The organism is Clavibacter sp. A6099 (genome assembly GCF_021919125.1).
Classification (GTDB): domain Bacteria; phylum Actinomycetota; class Actinomycetes; order Actinomycetales; family Microbacteriaceae; genus Clavibacter; species Clavibacter seminis.
Window position 1 is genome coordinate 596031 of record NZ_CP083439.1, and the last position, 12156, is coordinate 608186.

Consider the following 12156-nt stretch of genomic DNA (forward strand, 5'->3'; position numbering starts at 1 on the left):
CTCGCGCACGAGGACGGGCCCGGCCGGTCGGCCGGGCCCGTCCTCGTCGTGCCGGGTGCTGTTCCTCAGAGCGTGATCGCCGCGAACCGCTCCAGCTCGACCCAGCCGTCGCGGCCGTCCGCGGGGGTTCCGGCCCGCGCGGTCGCGGGCACGCCGAGCCTGTCGGCCGCCGCGAGCTGCGCCACGTCGAAGCCCGTCAGCGCGCCGATCTCCGACACCGCCACCTGGTAGGTGCGGTAGGGCCCGAGCTCGGGCGCGTCCGCGGTCGCTGACTGCCGGTCGAGGTCGCCGAGCTCCGGCGCCTGGTCGAGCAGGTACGCGGTCGCCGCGAGCTCGTCCCCGGATGCCCAGGCCGCGATCTTCCAGAACATGAGCGGGATCCGCACGCCACGGTAGATCGGGTCGTCGTCCGAGAACACGGGCCCGGTGAGGACCGTCATGCGCCGGTCGCCGAGGTCGGCGTTGTCGAGCACGTAGTCCTCGAGGCCGAGCCACAGCTCCTTGGACTGGTTGAACTCCGCCGCCTGCGGGGCCGCGTTCGTGTAGGCGAACGTGTCGGCGCTGGCGCGCGCGGCCTCCGCGATGCCGCCCCACACCGGATCCCGCCGCCGCACCAGGTGCCCGCGGTCGATGTCGTTGCGGGCGTACAGCTCGGGGCCGCACTGCTGGTCGGCCGGGAGGCGCGGATCCAGGTGCCAGTCGTCGGAGCGCTCCACGTCCACGAGGCGCGCGCCGTCGATGTTCACGGCAGTGAGGGCGGCGAGGCGCCGGTCGGTGTCCATGAGCACCGTGAAGTGCAGGTAGTCGAGCCGCACGGGCTGGGCGTCGGCCGGAGCCTCCAGCAGCGGGAGGGCGATGGGCAGGAAGTCGAGGTCGTAGCCGTCCATGTCCGGAGCCTATGCCCGGCCTCGGACGCTCGGGCGGGGGCCGGGTGGACGCGCAGCGGACCGCGGGCGACGGGAGGGTCGGATCAGGCCAGACGGAGGGGAGCCGTGGCGCGCCCGCGTGCGAGCTCGGCGAACACGTCCGTGGTGAGCCGGTACGCGTTCTCGACCTCGGCGACGACGCGGGCGCGCTCGGCGTCATCCCACGGCGCCTGGTCGAGCGCCTCGCGGTAGGTGCTGCAGAAGCGTCGGGGCTCGGCGATCTCCGCGAAGAGGTAGAGGCCCACGCCGTTCGTGTCGAAGCCGAACTGGCGCTGCAGGAGCGAGCGCAGGAGGCGCCCGCCGGACAGGTCGCCGAGGTACCGCGTGTAGTGGTGCGCGATGAAGCCGCCGACCCAGACCGAGGCGACCTGCTCGATCCGCTCGACGTACGCGGCCGTGCTCGCGAGCGGCCGCACGACGTCGCGCCAGCCGTGCCCGACGAGGTAGTCGAGGTCGGCCTCGATGGCGGGCAGGCGCGTGAGGCGGGGGCTGATGAAGCGCGCGGCCACGGGATCCGCCGCCATGCGCTCGGTCGCCGCCTCGATGGCGCGGTAGACGAAGTAGTGCTGGGCGACGAGCGCGACGTAGTCGTCGCGGCAGCCGCGGCCGGTGACGAGCGCGGTCATGAACTCGTCCGCGTCGGTCGCCTCGGCACGCGGTCGTGCCCGGTCGCGGAGGGCCTCGGTGAGGGGGACGACGTTCATGATGTAGGTGAGCCTAACCTCATCTGCCGCTCGCGCGGAAGAGGGCGGCGGGCCGGATCGCGGCGCTCACGCGCCGCGGTCGCGCGGCCGCGACTCAGGAGGCGGCGGCGAAGAAGACGAGGCCGAGCAGCGGCGGCACGCCCTGGATCAGCGCGGGGACGAGGTACTTCTTTCCCGTGCTCGCGATGATGATCGACGCCAGCACCATGCACGCGGTCGTGAACAGCACGAGCGTGAGGCCGGCGGGCACGTTGCCGACGAAGTAGAGGATCAGCCCGAGGCCGGCGCCGAGCGCCAGGAAGAGGTTGTAGAAGCCCTGGTTGTAGGCCCACGGCTTGATGATGAGGGCCTTCTCCTGGTCGGCGACGCCGAAGCGCTTCCAGGCGAACGGCTTCTCGAACCAGACGCTCTCCAGGAGGAAGAAGAACACGTGCAGCAGCGCCGCGAGTCCGACGAAGATGGTGCCGGTGGTAGCGACTGCGGTCATGATCCCTCACTCCGGCGGCACGGTGCCGCACGGGGCCCAGGGTAGCGCGGGCGTGGTCGCCGCGGTGCCGGGACCGGCGGGTGCTAGGCGCGGACGTCCACCACGACGCGGCCGCTCGAGGTGCCCGCGAGGATCCGCTCGCCCGCGGCGATCGCGCCGTCGAGCGGGACGGTGGTGGTGATCATGTCGAGGAGCGCGGGGTCGAGGTCGCTCGCGAGCCGCGCCCACGCCTCCTCGCGCAGCGCGGCCGGCGCCTCGACGGAGTTGATGCCCGCGAGCGTGACGGCCCGGAGGATGAACGGGAGCACGGTGCCCGGGAGGTCGGGGCCCTGCGCCAGGCCTGCTGCCGTGACGACGCCGCCCCACCGGGTCTGCGCGAGCACGTTGACCAGGGTCGCGCTGCCGACGCTGTCGACCGCGCCCGCCCAGCGGATGCGCTGCAACGGCTTCCCCGGCTCGCCGAGCTCGGAGCGGTCGATCACCTCGGCGGCGCCGAGCGCGCGCAGCCGGTCGCCGAGCTCGTCGACGCGGCCGGTCGACGCGACCACCCGGTGACCGAGGCGCGCGAGGAGCGCGACGGCGATGGACCCGACCCCGCCGCCCGCGCCCGTGACGAGCACGTCGCCGGATCCGGGCTCCACGCCGCCCCGCTCGAGCGCGAGCACCGAGAGCATCGCCGTGAACCCGGCGGTGCCGATGGCGGCGGCGCGCCGGGCGTCGAGGCCCGCGGGCACGCGCACCAGCGACGCGGCCGGCACGCGCACGCGCTCGGCCAGCCCGCCGTCGCGGCTCTCGCCGAGGCCCGCGCCGCCGAGGACGACCAGGTCGCCGGGGGAGAAGGCGTCGGATCCGCTCGCGGCGACCGTGCCCACCGCGTCGATCCCCGCGACGAGCGGGCTGGTGCGCGCGATGCCGGGCCGACCGCCGAGCAGCATGCCGTCCTTGTAGTTGACGCTCGAGTAGAGGACGTCGAGCGCGACCTCTCCGTGGCCGGGCCCGTCGGCGCCGCCCGTCGCCCGCTCGTCGGGGAGGTCGCGCAGCGCGACCTCGATGCCTGTCGTGCCGTCGTCGGCGACGGTCTGCTCGGCCACGAGCGCGCGGTACGTCATGCCGTCACGCTACGCCCGGGGTCGGGCGCGACCTAGCCGAAGAGGATCGCGGCCTCGTCGTAGCGGTGCTGCGGCACGGTCTTGAGGCGGCCGAGCGCCTCCTCGAACCCCACATGCACGATGTCGGTGCCGCGCAGCGCGACCATGCGGCCCCAGTGGCCGTCGCGCACGCTGTCGACCGCGGCCAGGCCGAGGCGGGTGGCGAGCACGCGGTCGTAGGACGACGGGGTGCCGCCGCGCTGGATGTGGCCCAGGGTCGTCGCGCGGGTCTCGATGCCCGTGCGCTCCTCGATGATGGGCGCGAGCTGCTCGCCGATGCCGCCGAGCCGCGGGCGACCGAAGGCGTCGAGCCCGCGCTCGCCGTGCGCGTCGGACGCGTGCTCGGGCACGAAGCCCTCCGCGACGACGACGAGCGGCGCGCGCCCGCGGTCGTAGGCCGAGCGGACCCAGGCGATGATCTCGTCCATCGACGTCTTCTGCTCGGGGATGAGGATCGCGTGCGCGCCCGCGGCCATGCCGGAGTGCAGCGCGATCCAGCCGACGTGGCGGCCCATGACCTCGGCCACCATGCAGCGGCTGTGCGAGTCGCCCGTGGTGCGGAGGCGGTCCATGGCGTCGGTCGCGATCTGCACCGCGGTGTCGAAGCCGAACGTGTAGTCGGTGGCGTCGAGGTCGTTGTCGACCGTCTTGGGGACGCCGACGATCTTCAGCCCCGCGTCGGTGAGGCGCTTGGCCGCCGCGAGCGTGCCCTCGCCGCCGATGGCGAGGATCGCGTCGATGCCGAGGCGGTCGAGGTTCTCCTGGATCCGCTCCACGCCGCCGTCGCCCTCGAACGGGTTCGTGCGGCTCGTGCCGAGGATCGTGCCGCCCTGCTTGCCGATGCCCTGGATGTCGCGGCGCGCGAGCGGCATGACGTCGCCGTCGACGACGCCCCGCCAGCCGTCGCGGAAGCCCACGAACTCCTGCTTGTGGATGGTCGTTCCCTTGAGCACCGCCCCGCGGATGACCGCGTTGAGTCCGGGGCAGTCTCCGCCTGAGGTGAGGATTCCGATGCGCACACGTCCATCATGGGGCACGGGTCCGCGAGACTGGCGGGATGGACTCCGGACCCGACGGCCGCCCGCTTCCCGCACCGCCCGAGACGGGCGACCTCGATGCCCTCGCGCGCCGCGCCATCGGCCTCGTGCGCGACGGGCGCCGGGCGATCCTCGCCATCGCGGGCAGCCCCGGCGCAGGCAAGACGACCCTCGCGCGGGCGCTCGTGGCGCGCGTCGACGAGCTGGCGGGCGACGGCACCGCGGCCTGCGTGCCCATGGACGGCTTCCACCTCGCCAACGCGACGCTCGACCGGCTGGGCCGCCACGACCGCAAGGGCGCGATCGACACGTTCGACGGCTGGGGCGTGCTCGCCCTGGTGCGGCGCCTCCGCGTCGAGACCGACCACGTCGTCTACGCGCCGTCGTTCGACCGGGCGGTCGACGAGGGCGTCGCGGGCGCCGTCGCGGTGGATCCCGGCACCCGCCTCGTCGTGCTGGAGGGCAACTACCTGCTCGTCGACGAGGATCCGTGGGGGCAGCTGGCCGCCGAGCTCGACGAGGCGTGGTTCTGCGCGACGCCCGGGGCAGAGCGCTTCGCCCGGCTGGTGGACCGGCACACGGCCGGCGGGCGCGCGCCGAGCGCGGCCGAGGCCTGGGCCCGCGAGGTGGACGGCGCGAACGCCGCGCTCATCGAGGGGACCCGCGGCCGCGCCGACCTCGTCGTGGACGGCACGGCCGCGGGGGTGCCAGGGGCGATCAGCGGCTAGCGCGCGCGGATCAGAGCTCGACGGTGCCGTGCTCCCCGACGTCCTTCGGGCGCTCGCCCGTGATGGCGGCCTTCGCGTACTTGATCAGCGCGATCGGCTTCGGGGTGTCCTGGTACCAGTACTCGGCGGCGTCGGCGTGCACGCGGATCAGCGCGACCGTCGGGTCGTCCTTCCCGCCCTCGAACCACGCCTCGGCGCCCGCCGACCACAGCTCGTCGACGCGCGCGCGGTCGCGGGTGATCTCCGCGGTCCCGGCGATGGAGAGGAACCCGTCGCCGGACTGCAGCGACACGTTGACCTGGTCGTTCGCGCGGATCTCGGCGGTCTTGTCGCTCGGATCCTGCGTGAAGAACCAGAGGTCGCCGTCGAAGTCGCGCTCCTGGCTGGCGAGCGGGCGGCTGACGAGCTGTCCGTGGGCGTTGACGGTGGTGAGCAGCGCGATGCGAGCGCTCTTCACGAGCTCGGCGACGCGCTCGCGGTCGTCCTGGTGGTCGTTCGTGGTCTCGGTCATGCGGCCGACGCTACGCGCGCCCGGCACGGCCGAGGAGGGTCGGCGGCCGTGCGTACCCTGAGGGGATGGACCAGGGCGGCGCGGAGGTGACGGCTCCCGACGCGCGCACGACCTACCTCCCCGACCGCGAGGTCGACCTCCGGCTCGTGCTGCGCCCGCTGTTCCGCGGCGTCGTGGATCCGACCTGCCGCTGGGACCCGGCCCCGCCCGGATCCCGCCGCGTCGGCGTCTGGCGCACGGCCCGCACGCCGCTCGGCGACGCGTCGCTCCGACTGGATCCGCGAGCGGACGGCGGCGTCGACGCGCGCGCCTGGGGCCCCGGCGCCGAGTGGGTGATCGCGGGCGTGCCCGAGCTCCTCGGCGAGGGCGACGACTGGTCCGACCTCGACGTCTCCGCCCACCCGCTGCTCCGCGACGCGCACCGCCGACTGCCCGCGCTGCGCCTCATGCGCACCAACCACGTCTTCGAGGCCATGGCCTCCGCGGTGCTCGAGCAGAAGGTCACCGGGCTCGAGGCCAGGCGGGCGTGGCGGCAGCTGATCCTCGCGCACGGCGATCCCGCGCCCGGTCCGGCACCGGCCGGCATGCGCGTGCTGCCGTCGCCCGAGCGCTGGCGCCTCGTCCCGTCGTGGGAGTGGCACCGCGCGGGCGTGGACCCGAAGCGGTCGCGCACGCTCATCGCCGTCGCCACCTCTGCGGCCGGCCTCGAGCGCACGCTCGCGCTCGGGCGGGGGAGCGAGGAGATCACGCGGCGGCTGCGCTCGATCCCGGGCGTGGGGATCTGGACGGCGGCGGAGACCACGCAGCGCGCCCACGGGGATCCGGACTCGGTGAGCGTGGGCGACTACCACGTGCACGACATGGTCGGGTGGGCGCTCGCCGGCCACGCGGTCGACGACGACGGGATGCTCGAGCTGCTGGAGCCGTGGCGCGGGCAGCGTCAGCGGGTGATGCGGCTCATCGAGTCGAGCGGGTTCCGGAAGCCGCGGTTCGGCCCGCGCATGACGGTGCAGGACCACCGCGCGCACTGAGCGCCGCGCGGCGGCCGGCGCCCGTGGGATCAGCTGTCGGCCGCGATGCCGTCGGGCAGCTGCGCGCCCGCCTTCGTGAGCGCGTCCACGAGGTCCTGGCCGGCGACGGTCGTGATGATGTCGCCCTGGATGCGCAGCGTCGGCGTGCCCGTGACGCCCGCCGAGGTCGCGTCGGAGGTGTTGCTCGTGATCCACGACGAGTACTTCCCCTCGGCCACGCACGTGCGCGCCGCGTCGGCCGTCACGCCCTGGGTGGTGAGCCAGGTGACGAAGTCGGCGTGGGTCCACGAGTCGGTGATCGTGGAGTGGTTGTCGAACAGGGCCGAGTGCACGGCCGGCCACTTGTCGGGCTCCTCGGCGAGGACGCACGCGGCGGCGCTGCCCGCGACGACCCCGTACTTCGTGACGATCTGGATGGGGTGGTAGACGATGCGCACCTGGCCCGTGGCGGCGATCCGGTCGAGCAGCGGGCCGGTCTCGGCCTCGTACTGCGCGCAGTGGGGGCACGAGTAGTCCTCGTACACGTCCATGGTGACGGGGGCGTCGGCCGCTCCCACGCTGACGCCCGTGGGCTCGGTCGCGATGCGCACCTGGTCGCCCGTGGACAGCGCCGCGGTCGTGTCCTGGGAGGGTCCCGCGGCGCTCGCCGACTGGGACTGGCCGAGGAGGTACACGCCGCCGGCGATGGCCGCGATGACGATGACGAGGCCGCCGGCGACGGAGAACTGGGCGATGAGGCGGCGGCGCTTGCGGCGCCGGTCGTCGAGGGCGCGCTCGATGCGTGCCTTCTCGCGGATCGCGCGTACCTTCTCGTTCTCATGCCGGGCCATGGCCACGATCCTAGGGATCCGCATGCCCGCGGCCCTGGGAGGCGCCACAGCGCCGCGTATGGATAGGCTCGGCGCGTGCCCGACGACGTGACGTACGTACCCCGCCTCCCCACCGGCCAGCAGCACGAGCTCACCGCGGAGGTCGACGGCCGCTTCCAGCGCCTCGTGATCGCCGAGGTCGGCGCCGCGCTCCGCGTGCTGCAGGTCGACGGCACGGACCTCGTGCAGTCCTACCCGGACCACGCGCGGCCGCCGTTCTGCAGCGGCATCGTGCTCGCGCCCTGGCCCAACCGGATCCGCGACGGCATCTGGGAGCAGGACGGCGTCACCCACCAGCTCGACATCACCGAGGTCGACCGCGAGAACGCGATCCACGGTCTGCTCCAGCACTCGCCGTACCGCCTCGCCGAGCGCGACGAGGTCTCCGTCACGCTCGCCGCCGACGTCCACCCGCAGCGCGGCTACCCCTTCGCCCTCGAGACGAGCGTGCGCTACGAGCTCACGGGCTCCGGCGTGCGCGTCACGCACGTGATCCGCAACGTCGGCTCAGCCGACGCGCCCGTCGCCGTGGGCACGCACCCCTTCCTCCGCGTGGGCGACGTGCCCACCGAGGACCTCGAGGTCGTCATCGACGCGCCCACCCACATCGAGGTGGATCCCGTGCGCCTCAACCCCACGGGCGTCCAGGCTCCGGTCGACGGCACCCGCTACGACCTGCGCCAGGGCGTGCGCGTCCGCGACGCGCAGCTCGACGACGCGTGGGCCGACGCCCGCGTGGTCGACGGCGTCACCCGCCACGGCGTGCAGGCGCCCGACGGCCGCCGCACCGAGATCTGGGCCGACGGCGAGTTCACCTACTGGCAGGTCTTCGTCACGCCGTGGTACCCCGTCGCCGACGGGCACGTGTGGGCGGTCGCGGTGGAGCCGATGACGGCGCCGGCCGACGCGTTCAACTCGGGCGACGGCCTCATCACGCTCGCGCCCGGATCCGAGTGGTCGGGCACCTGGGGCATCGACCTGCACGACTGAGCGCGTCGGGTGGCGACCGTCCGGCCGTCCGCCGGGAGCCGTGGTCGGAAACCGAAGCGACCCGGGACGCCCGGCGCGGACCGTCCTAGCGTCGGAGCATGACCGACACCAGCGCGACCACCGCAGCCCTCGACTCCATCACCGGCGTGCACCACGTGCGCCTCTCCGTCACCGACCTCGGCCGCTCGCGCGCCTTCTACGAGGGCGTGCTGGGCCTGACCCCCGCCATCGAGAGCGAGGGCGACGCGAGCGACCCCGCCGTGCGCGAGGATCCCGCCCAGTACTTCGGCGGAGTGATCTACGGCGTCGGCTCGCAGCTGCTCGGCCTCCGTCCCATCGCGGACGGCGGGGCCGCGGACGGTGGGGCCGCGGACGTCGGCGCCGCGTTCGACCCCGCGGCCCGAGGCCTCGACCACGTGAGCCTGCAGGTCGGCTCGCGCGACGACCTCGTGCGCGCGGCCGCGCTGTTCGAGGAGCGCGGCATCGCCCACGGCGAGGTCATCGACTTCCCCACGGGCATGTCGATCCTCTCCGTGCAGGACCCGGACGACATCAACGTCGAGCTCGTCGTCGCGGGCTGATCCGCGACCCTGCCGGCGGCGGTGCGCACGAGCGCGTGCCGACAAGCGCACGACCCGGTCGAGGAGGACACGATGACGACGACGGACCCCCTGGCGCTCGAGAGCCAGGTCTGCTTCCAGGCGGTGGTCGCCGCCCGCACGGTCGTGGCGGTCTACCGGCCGATCCTCGAGCCGCTCGGGCTGACGCACACGCAGTACCTCGTGATGCTCGCGCTGTGGGAGCGGGACGACCGCTCGGTCTCGGACCTCGGATCCGCGCTGCAGCTGGAGCCGGCGACGCTGACGCCGCTGCTGAAGCGCCTGCAGGCCGCCGGCTTCGTCGGCCGGGCCAGGAGCGCCGCGGACGAGCGCGTCGTCGTGGTCTCCCTCACGGAGGCCGGCCGTGAGCTCCGCGGCCGCGCCGTGGACGTGCCCGCGCAGGCGGCCGCGCGCACCGGCCTGACCGTCGCCGAGCTCGAGGCGCTGCGCGACGCGCTCGACGACGTGGTGGGGCGGCTCACGGGCGCGCTCCCGGACGGCGGGGCGGCCTGATCCGCTGCTCCCGTCCGCGGATCAGCCCGTGCCGACGGTCGCCGGGCCCTGGCGGGTGAAACTGAAGACGTCGCCGGAGGACGCGACGAGGTCGGCCTCCACCGAGGCCGGGGCGGCGGGATCGACCGAGACGCTGACGCGGTCGCGGGTGATGTCGACGCCCCATCCCGTGAGCCAGCCCGCGCGTCCCGCCGGGGTCGCGTCGAGGGCGGCACCGATGTCCATGAGCTGCTGCTCGGTGCGCTCCGCGGTCGTGACCCGCAGCGGGTCCGCGCCCGCGATCTCCGCGATCCTCTCCCGGACGTCGGGCCCGACCTCGCCGACGATCGCCACGACCATCACCTGCGGCTCGGCGACCGGGTTCTCGACCCACACGCCGCCGGACGCGCCGAGCGGGGCGAGGATCGCGCGCATCTCCTCGAGCTTCGCCGGCAGCGTCTCCTGGCGCGCGAACTCGGCGGCCTCGGCCGGCGTGAGGCGGAGGCCCGTCCAGTCGCTGGACACGGTGTCGGATGCGGCGGCCACCTTCTCGACGTAGGCGCGATCGGAGCGCAGGGCGAAGATCCGGCGCTTGTCGATCTGCCGGTCGATCGCGTCGGGCTCGGCGGAGGGGGTCGCGGTCGGCGCGGCGGCGGCGGCCTCCCGGACCGCCGGACGCTCCTCCGGCTGCATGGCCGTCGCGACGGCGAGGGTCCCCGTCGCGATGACGGCGGCGGCCGCGACGACGACGACGGCACGGGTCCGGCGCGTGGGCGTGCGGGGCATGGCGGGCGACCTCTCCGCGGAGGGCGCGTCCGCAGGGCGATCCTCCCGCGCGGTCGTGCCCGCGGGCAAGGGCGCCGGGATGGCCTGTCCGCTCAGCGGCCGCCGTCGAACGGTGCCCAGCTCGCGTCGGTCACCCGCGTCGTCCCGTCCACGGCCTCCACGGAGAGGCCGGCGCCGTCGAGGGTCCCGACCGTCGCGCTCGTGAGGACGGCGGCGTCGCCGTCGACGAAGGCCTCGAGCGTGCGGTCGTCGAGGACGAGGTCGAGCGTGACCGGATCCCCGGGCGCCGTGTCGGGCAGCGGCGCGGTCGCGGGCCGGTCGTAGGAGTCCGGCATGATCCCGTCCGGGTCGTCGTCGCGCACGACGAACGCCTGCCGCCTGGCCGCGTCGTACCCGACCGTGACGGTGCCGCCCTCGGGGGAGGCGAGCCGCACGCGGGCCTCGCGCGCGGGATCCGCGGGGTCGGGCATGAGCGTGAGGCGGAGGCGCGAGGGGCCGCGGGGTGCGTCGGCGAGCGGGGTCGCGGCGTCGATCCGCGCGTCCGGGATGGCCCGGGCATCGCCCTCGCGCGCCGCCAGCGCGTCGAGGGGAGCCGAGCGCAGGGCCCAGCCCGCGCCGTCGGGCACGAGCCGCAGCTCCCGCACGAGCGACTGGCCGCCGCCCGCGCCTCCGTCCCGCAGCGGCAGCCGCCCCGCGTAGGCCCAGCTGCTCATCCAGCCCATCGCGTAGCGGCGGGTGGGCGCCGTGCCGTCGGCCGGATCCGCCCAGGTGACCCCCGCGTAGAGGTCGGCGCCCTGGTCGAGCCAGCGCGGGGCGTCGTCGTCGGTCGTGAAGCGCTCGCCGTCAAAGTCGCCGACCCAGTACGCGTAACCCGTGCCGCGGCCCTCGGCGGCGCCGTCCGCGCCGACGCCGAGGACCCAGCGGACGCGGTCGGGATCGCCAGCGCTCGCGATGGGGAACACGTCGGGCGTCTCCATCGTGCCGAGGTCGTCGCGCGCGAAGTCGGAGCGGTAGGTCCAGTGGATGAGGTCGGGCGACGTGTAGAAGCCGATCCGGCGGCCCTCCGCGAGCGCCATGCTCCATCGCCCGTGCTCGCCGTCCCACACCACCTTCGGGTCGCGGAAGTCGGGGCTGCCCGGGTTCTCCATGACGGGGTTGCCCGCGAGCGGCCGGAAGCGGTAGCCGCCGTCGGTCGAGTAGTAGAGGGACTGCCGCTGCACGCCCTCGGACTGCTGCGTGAGGATCGCGATCACCGTGCCCGCGCCGAGCCCGGACGTGTTCCCCGTGTCGACCACGACGCTGCCGGTCTCGGCGTCGCCGAGCGGCGTGTCGTACTTGTCGATGGCGACGCCCTCGTCGTGCCACGTGACGAGGTCGGCGGACGTGTAGTGCCGCCACGAGGATCCGTTGCCGCCCGGGTGGTCGGCGTTGACGAGCGCGTAGGCGTGCCAGACGCCGTCGAGCAGGAAGGGGCGCTGCGGGTCGTTCATGAACTCGCCCGAGGGGCGGATGTGGATGCCGTCGTCGGCGGCGCGGGGCGCGGGCGGCGGGGGCTCGACGGGCCCGCGGTCGGCACCCGTGATGCCGCGCACGGCGACGACGAGGGCGGCGACCAGGAGGATCGCGACGGCCACGACGAGGGCGCGGCGATGGCGGCGGGCGAGCGGCCGGATACGGTCGCGCACGCGTCGCGCGAGCCCGGCAGCAGGCGGGCGGGACGGGGATGCGGTCATGTCGTCGGTCTCCTCGCGGTGGGCGATCGGGGGCAGACGGGTGGCGGAGCGGAGCGGGAGAGCATGCACCGCCGCACGACCGATCCGGCGACCGTACACGGCGAGCCGGGCCGCG

The 12156-nt window shown here is 74.7% G+C and carries 14 protein-coding genes; 5 read left to right on the plus strand and 9 right to left on the minus strand.

Going from position 1 to position 12156, the window contains the following annotated elements:
* Window positions 1-65: 65 nt before the first annotated feature.
* The 5 genes from KYT88_RS02910 to KYT88_RS02930 form a co-directional block, all read right to left on the minus strand.
* Entirely contained in the window at window positions 66-887 is an 822-nt protein-coding gene (locus tag KYT88_RS02910) for a DNA/RNA non-specific endonuclease (RefSeq protein ID WP_043585240.1), read from the minus strand.
* Window positions 888-970: 83 nt separating this feature from the next.
* The gene (locus KYT88_RS02915) at window positions 971-1630 is read right to left on the minus strand and encodes a biliverdin-producing heme oxygenase (protein WP_043585239.1); all 660 of its coding nucleotides are present in this window, start codon (window positions 1628-1630) and stop codon (window positions 971-973) included.
* A gap of 94 nt (window positions 1631-1724) precedes the next feature.
* Window positions 1725-2117, minus strand: coding sequence for a DUF1304 domain-containing protein (locus KYT88_RS02920; RefSeq protein WP_043585237.1), 393 nt, complete (start codon window positions 2115-2117; stop codon window positions 1725-1727).
* Window positions 2118-2200: 83 nt separating this feature from the next.
* Entirely contained in the window at window positions 2201-3226 is a 1026-nt protein-coding gene (locus tag KYT88_RS02925) for an MDR family oxidoreductase (protein WP_119374034.1), read from the minus strand.
* A 32-nt stretch (window positions 3227-3258) separates the two neighbouring features.
* Entirely contained in the window at window positions 3259-4284 is a 1026-nt protein-coding gene (locus KYT88_RS02930; RefSeq protein ID WP_043585234.1) for a 6-phosphofructokinase, read from the minus strand.
* 38 nt (window positions 4285-4322) lie between these two features.
* Between KYT88_RS02930 and KYT88_RS02935 the strand changes: the two genes are divergently transcribed.
* The gene (locus KYT88_RS02935) at window positions 4323-5030 is read left to right on the plus strand and encodes a nucleoside/nucleotide kinase family protein (protein WP_043585232.1); all 708 of its coding nucleotides are present in this window, start codon (window positions 4323-4325) and stop codon (window positions 5028-5030) included.
* Between the two features lie 10 nt (window positions 5031-5040).
* Here the strand turns inward: KYT88_RS02935 and KYT88_RS02940 are convergent, their stop codons facing one another.
* Entirely contained in the window at window positions 5041-5541 is a 501-nt protein-coding gene (locus KYT88_RS02940) for a pyridoxamine 5'-phosphate oxidase family protein (RefSeq protein ID WP_043585813.1), read from the minus strand.
* A gap of 65 nt (window positions 5542-5606) precedes the next feature.
* On the opposite strand from KYT88_RS02940, the gene KYT88_RS02945 reads away from it, so the two are divergent.
* On the plus strand, window positions 5607-6572 hold the full coding sequence (locus tag KYT88_RS02945) for a DNA-3-methyladenine glycosylase family protein (protein ID WP_051629293.1): 966 nt from the start codon (window positions 5607-5609) through the stop codon (window positions 6570-6572).
* 29 nt (window positions 6573-6601) lie between these two features.
* Here the strand turns inward: KYT88_RS02945 and KYT88_RS02950 are convergent, their stop codons facing one another.
* Window positions 6602-7402, minus strand: coding sequence for a DsbA family protein (locus tag KYT88_RS02950; RefSeq protein ID WP_043585231.1), 801 nt, complete (start codon window positions 7400-7402; stop codon window positions 6602-6604).
* Window positions 7403-7477: 75 nt separating this feature from the next.
* On the opposite strand from KYT88_RS02950, the gene KYT88_RS02955 reads away from it, so the two are divergent.
* The 3 genes from KYT88_RS02955 (at window position 7478) to KYT88_RS02965 (ending at window position 9543) form a co-directional block, all read left to right on the plus strand.
* Entirely contained in the window at window positions 7478-8431 is a 954-nt protein-coding gene (locus KYT88_RS02955; RefSeq protein ID WP_043585229.1) for an aldose 1-epimerase family protein, read from the plus strand.
* A 98-nt stretch (window positions 8432-8529) separates the two neighbouring features.
* A complete protein-coding gene (locus KYT88_RS02960; protein WP_043585227.1) occupies window positions 8530-9012 on the plus strand; it encodes a VOC family protein in 483 nt (160 codons plus the stop codon).
* A gap of 72 nt (window positions 9013-9084) precedes the next feature.
* Window positions 9085-9543 (plus strand): MarR family winged helix-turn-helix transcriptional regulator, encoded by a 459-nt coding sequence (locus KYT88_RS02965; protein WP_043585225.1) that lies wholly within the window; start codon window positions 9085-9087, stop codon window positions 9541-9543.
* A 21-nt stretch (window positions 9544-9564) separates the two neighbouring features.
* Here the strand turns inward: KYT88_RS02965 and KYT88_RS02970 are convergent, their stop codons facing one another.
* Window positions 9565-10308 carry an alpha-lytic protease prodomain-containing protein gene (locus tag KYT88_RS02970; RefSeq protein ID WP_043585223.1) on the minus strand — a complete coding sequence of 248 codons (744 nt, stop codon included), beginning with the start codon at window positions 10306-10308 and terminating at the stop codon, window positions 9565-9567.
* Window positions 10309-10400: 92 nt separating this feature from the next.
* Complete coding sequence (locus KYT88_RS02975) at window positions 10401-12041, minus strand: glycoside hydrolase family 32 protein (protein WP_237583757.1); 1641 nt, start codon at window positions 12039-12041, stop codon at window positions 10401-10403.
* Window positions 12042-12156: the final 115 nt, after the last annotated feature.

Coding starts and splice junctions, on each gene's coding strand:
- KYT88_RS02910 (WP_043585240.1), bottom strand. CDS start 887: ATGGACGGCTACGACCTCGACTTCCTGCCCATCGCCCTCCCGCTGCTG.
- KYT88_RS02915 (WP_043585239.1), bottom strand. CDS start 1,630: ATGAACGTCGTCCCCCTCACCGAGGCCCTCCGCGACCGGGCACGACCG.
- KYT88_RS02920 (WP_043585237.1), bottom strand. CDS start 2,117: ATGACCGCAGTCGCTACCACCGGCACCATCTTCGTCGGACTCGCGGCG.
- KYT88_RS02925 (WP_119374034.1), bottom strand. CDS start 3,226: ATGACGTACCGCGCGCTCGTGGCCGAGCAGACCGTCGCCGACGACGGC.
- KYT88_RS02935 (WP_043585232.1), top strand. CDS start 4,323: ATGGACTCCGGACCCGACGGCCGCCCGCTTCCCGCACCGCCCGAGACG.
- KYT88_RS02940 (WP_043585813.1), bottom strand. CDS start 5,541: ATGACCGAGACCACGAACGACCACCAGGACGACCGCGAGCGCGTCGCC.
- KYT88_RS02945 (WP_051629293.1), top strand. CDS start 5,607: ATGGACCAGGGCGGCGCGGAGGTGACGGCTCCCGACGCGCGCACGACC.
- KYT88_RS02950 (WP_043585231.1), bottom strand. CDS start 7,402: ATGGCCCGGCATGAGAACGAGAAGGTACGCGCGATCCGCGAGAAGGCA.
- KYT88_RS02960 (WP_043585227.1), top strand. CDS start 8,530: ATGACCGACACCAGCGCGACCACCGCAGCCCTCGACTCCATCACCGGC.
- KYT88_RS02965 (WP_043585225.1), top strand. CDS start 9,085: ATGACGACGACGGACCCCCTGGCGCTCGAGAGCCAGGTCTGCTTCCAG.
- KYT88_RS02970 (WP_043585223.1), bottom strand. CDS start 10,308: ATGCCCCGCACGCCCACGCGCCGGACCCGTGCCGTCGTCGTCGTCGCG.
- KYT88_RS02975 (WP_237583757.1), bottom strand. CDS start 12,041: ATGACCGCATCCCCGTCCCGCCCGCCTGCTGCCGGGCTCGCGCGACGC.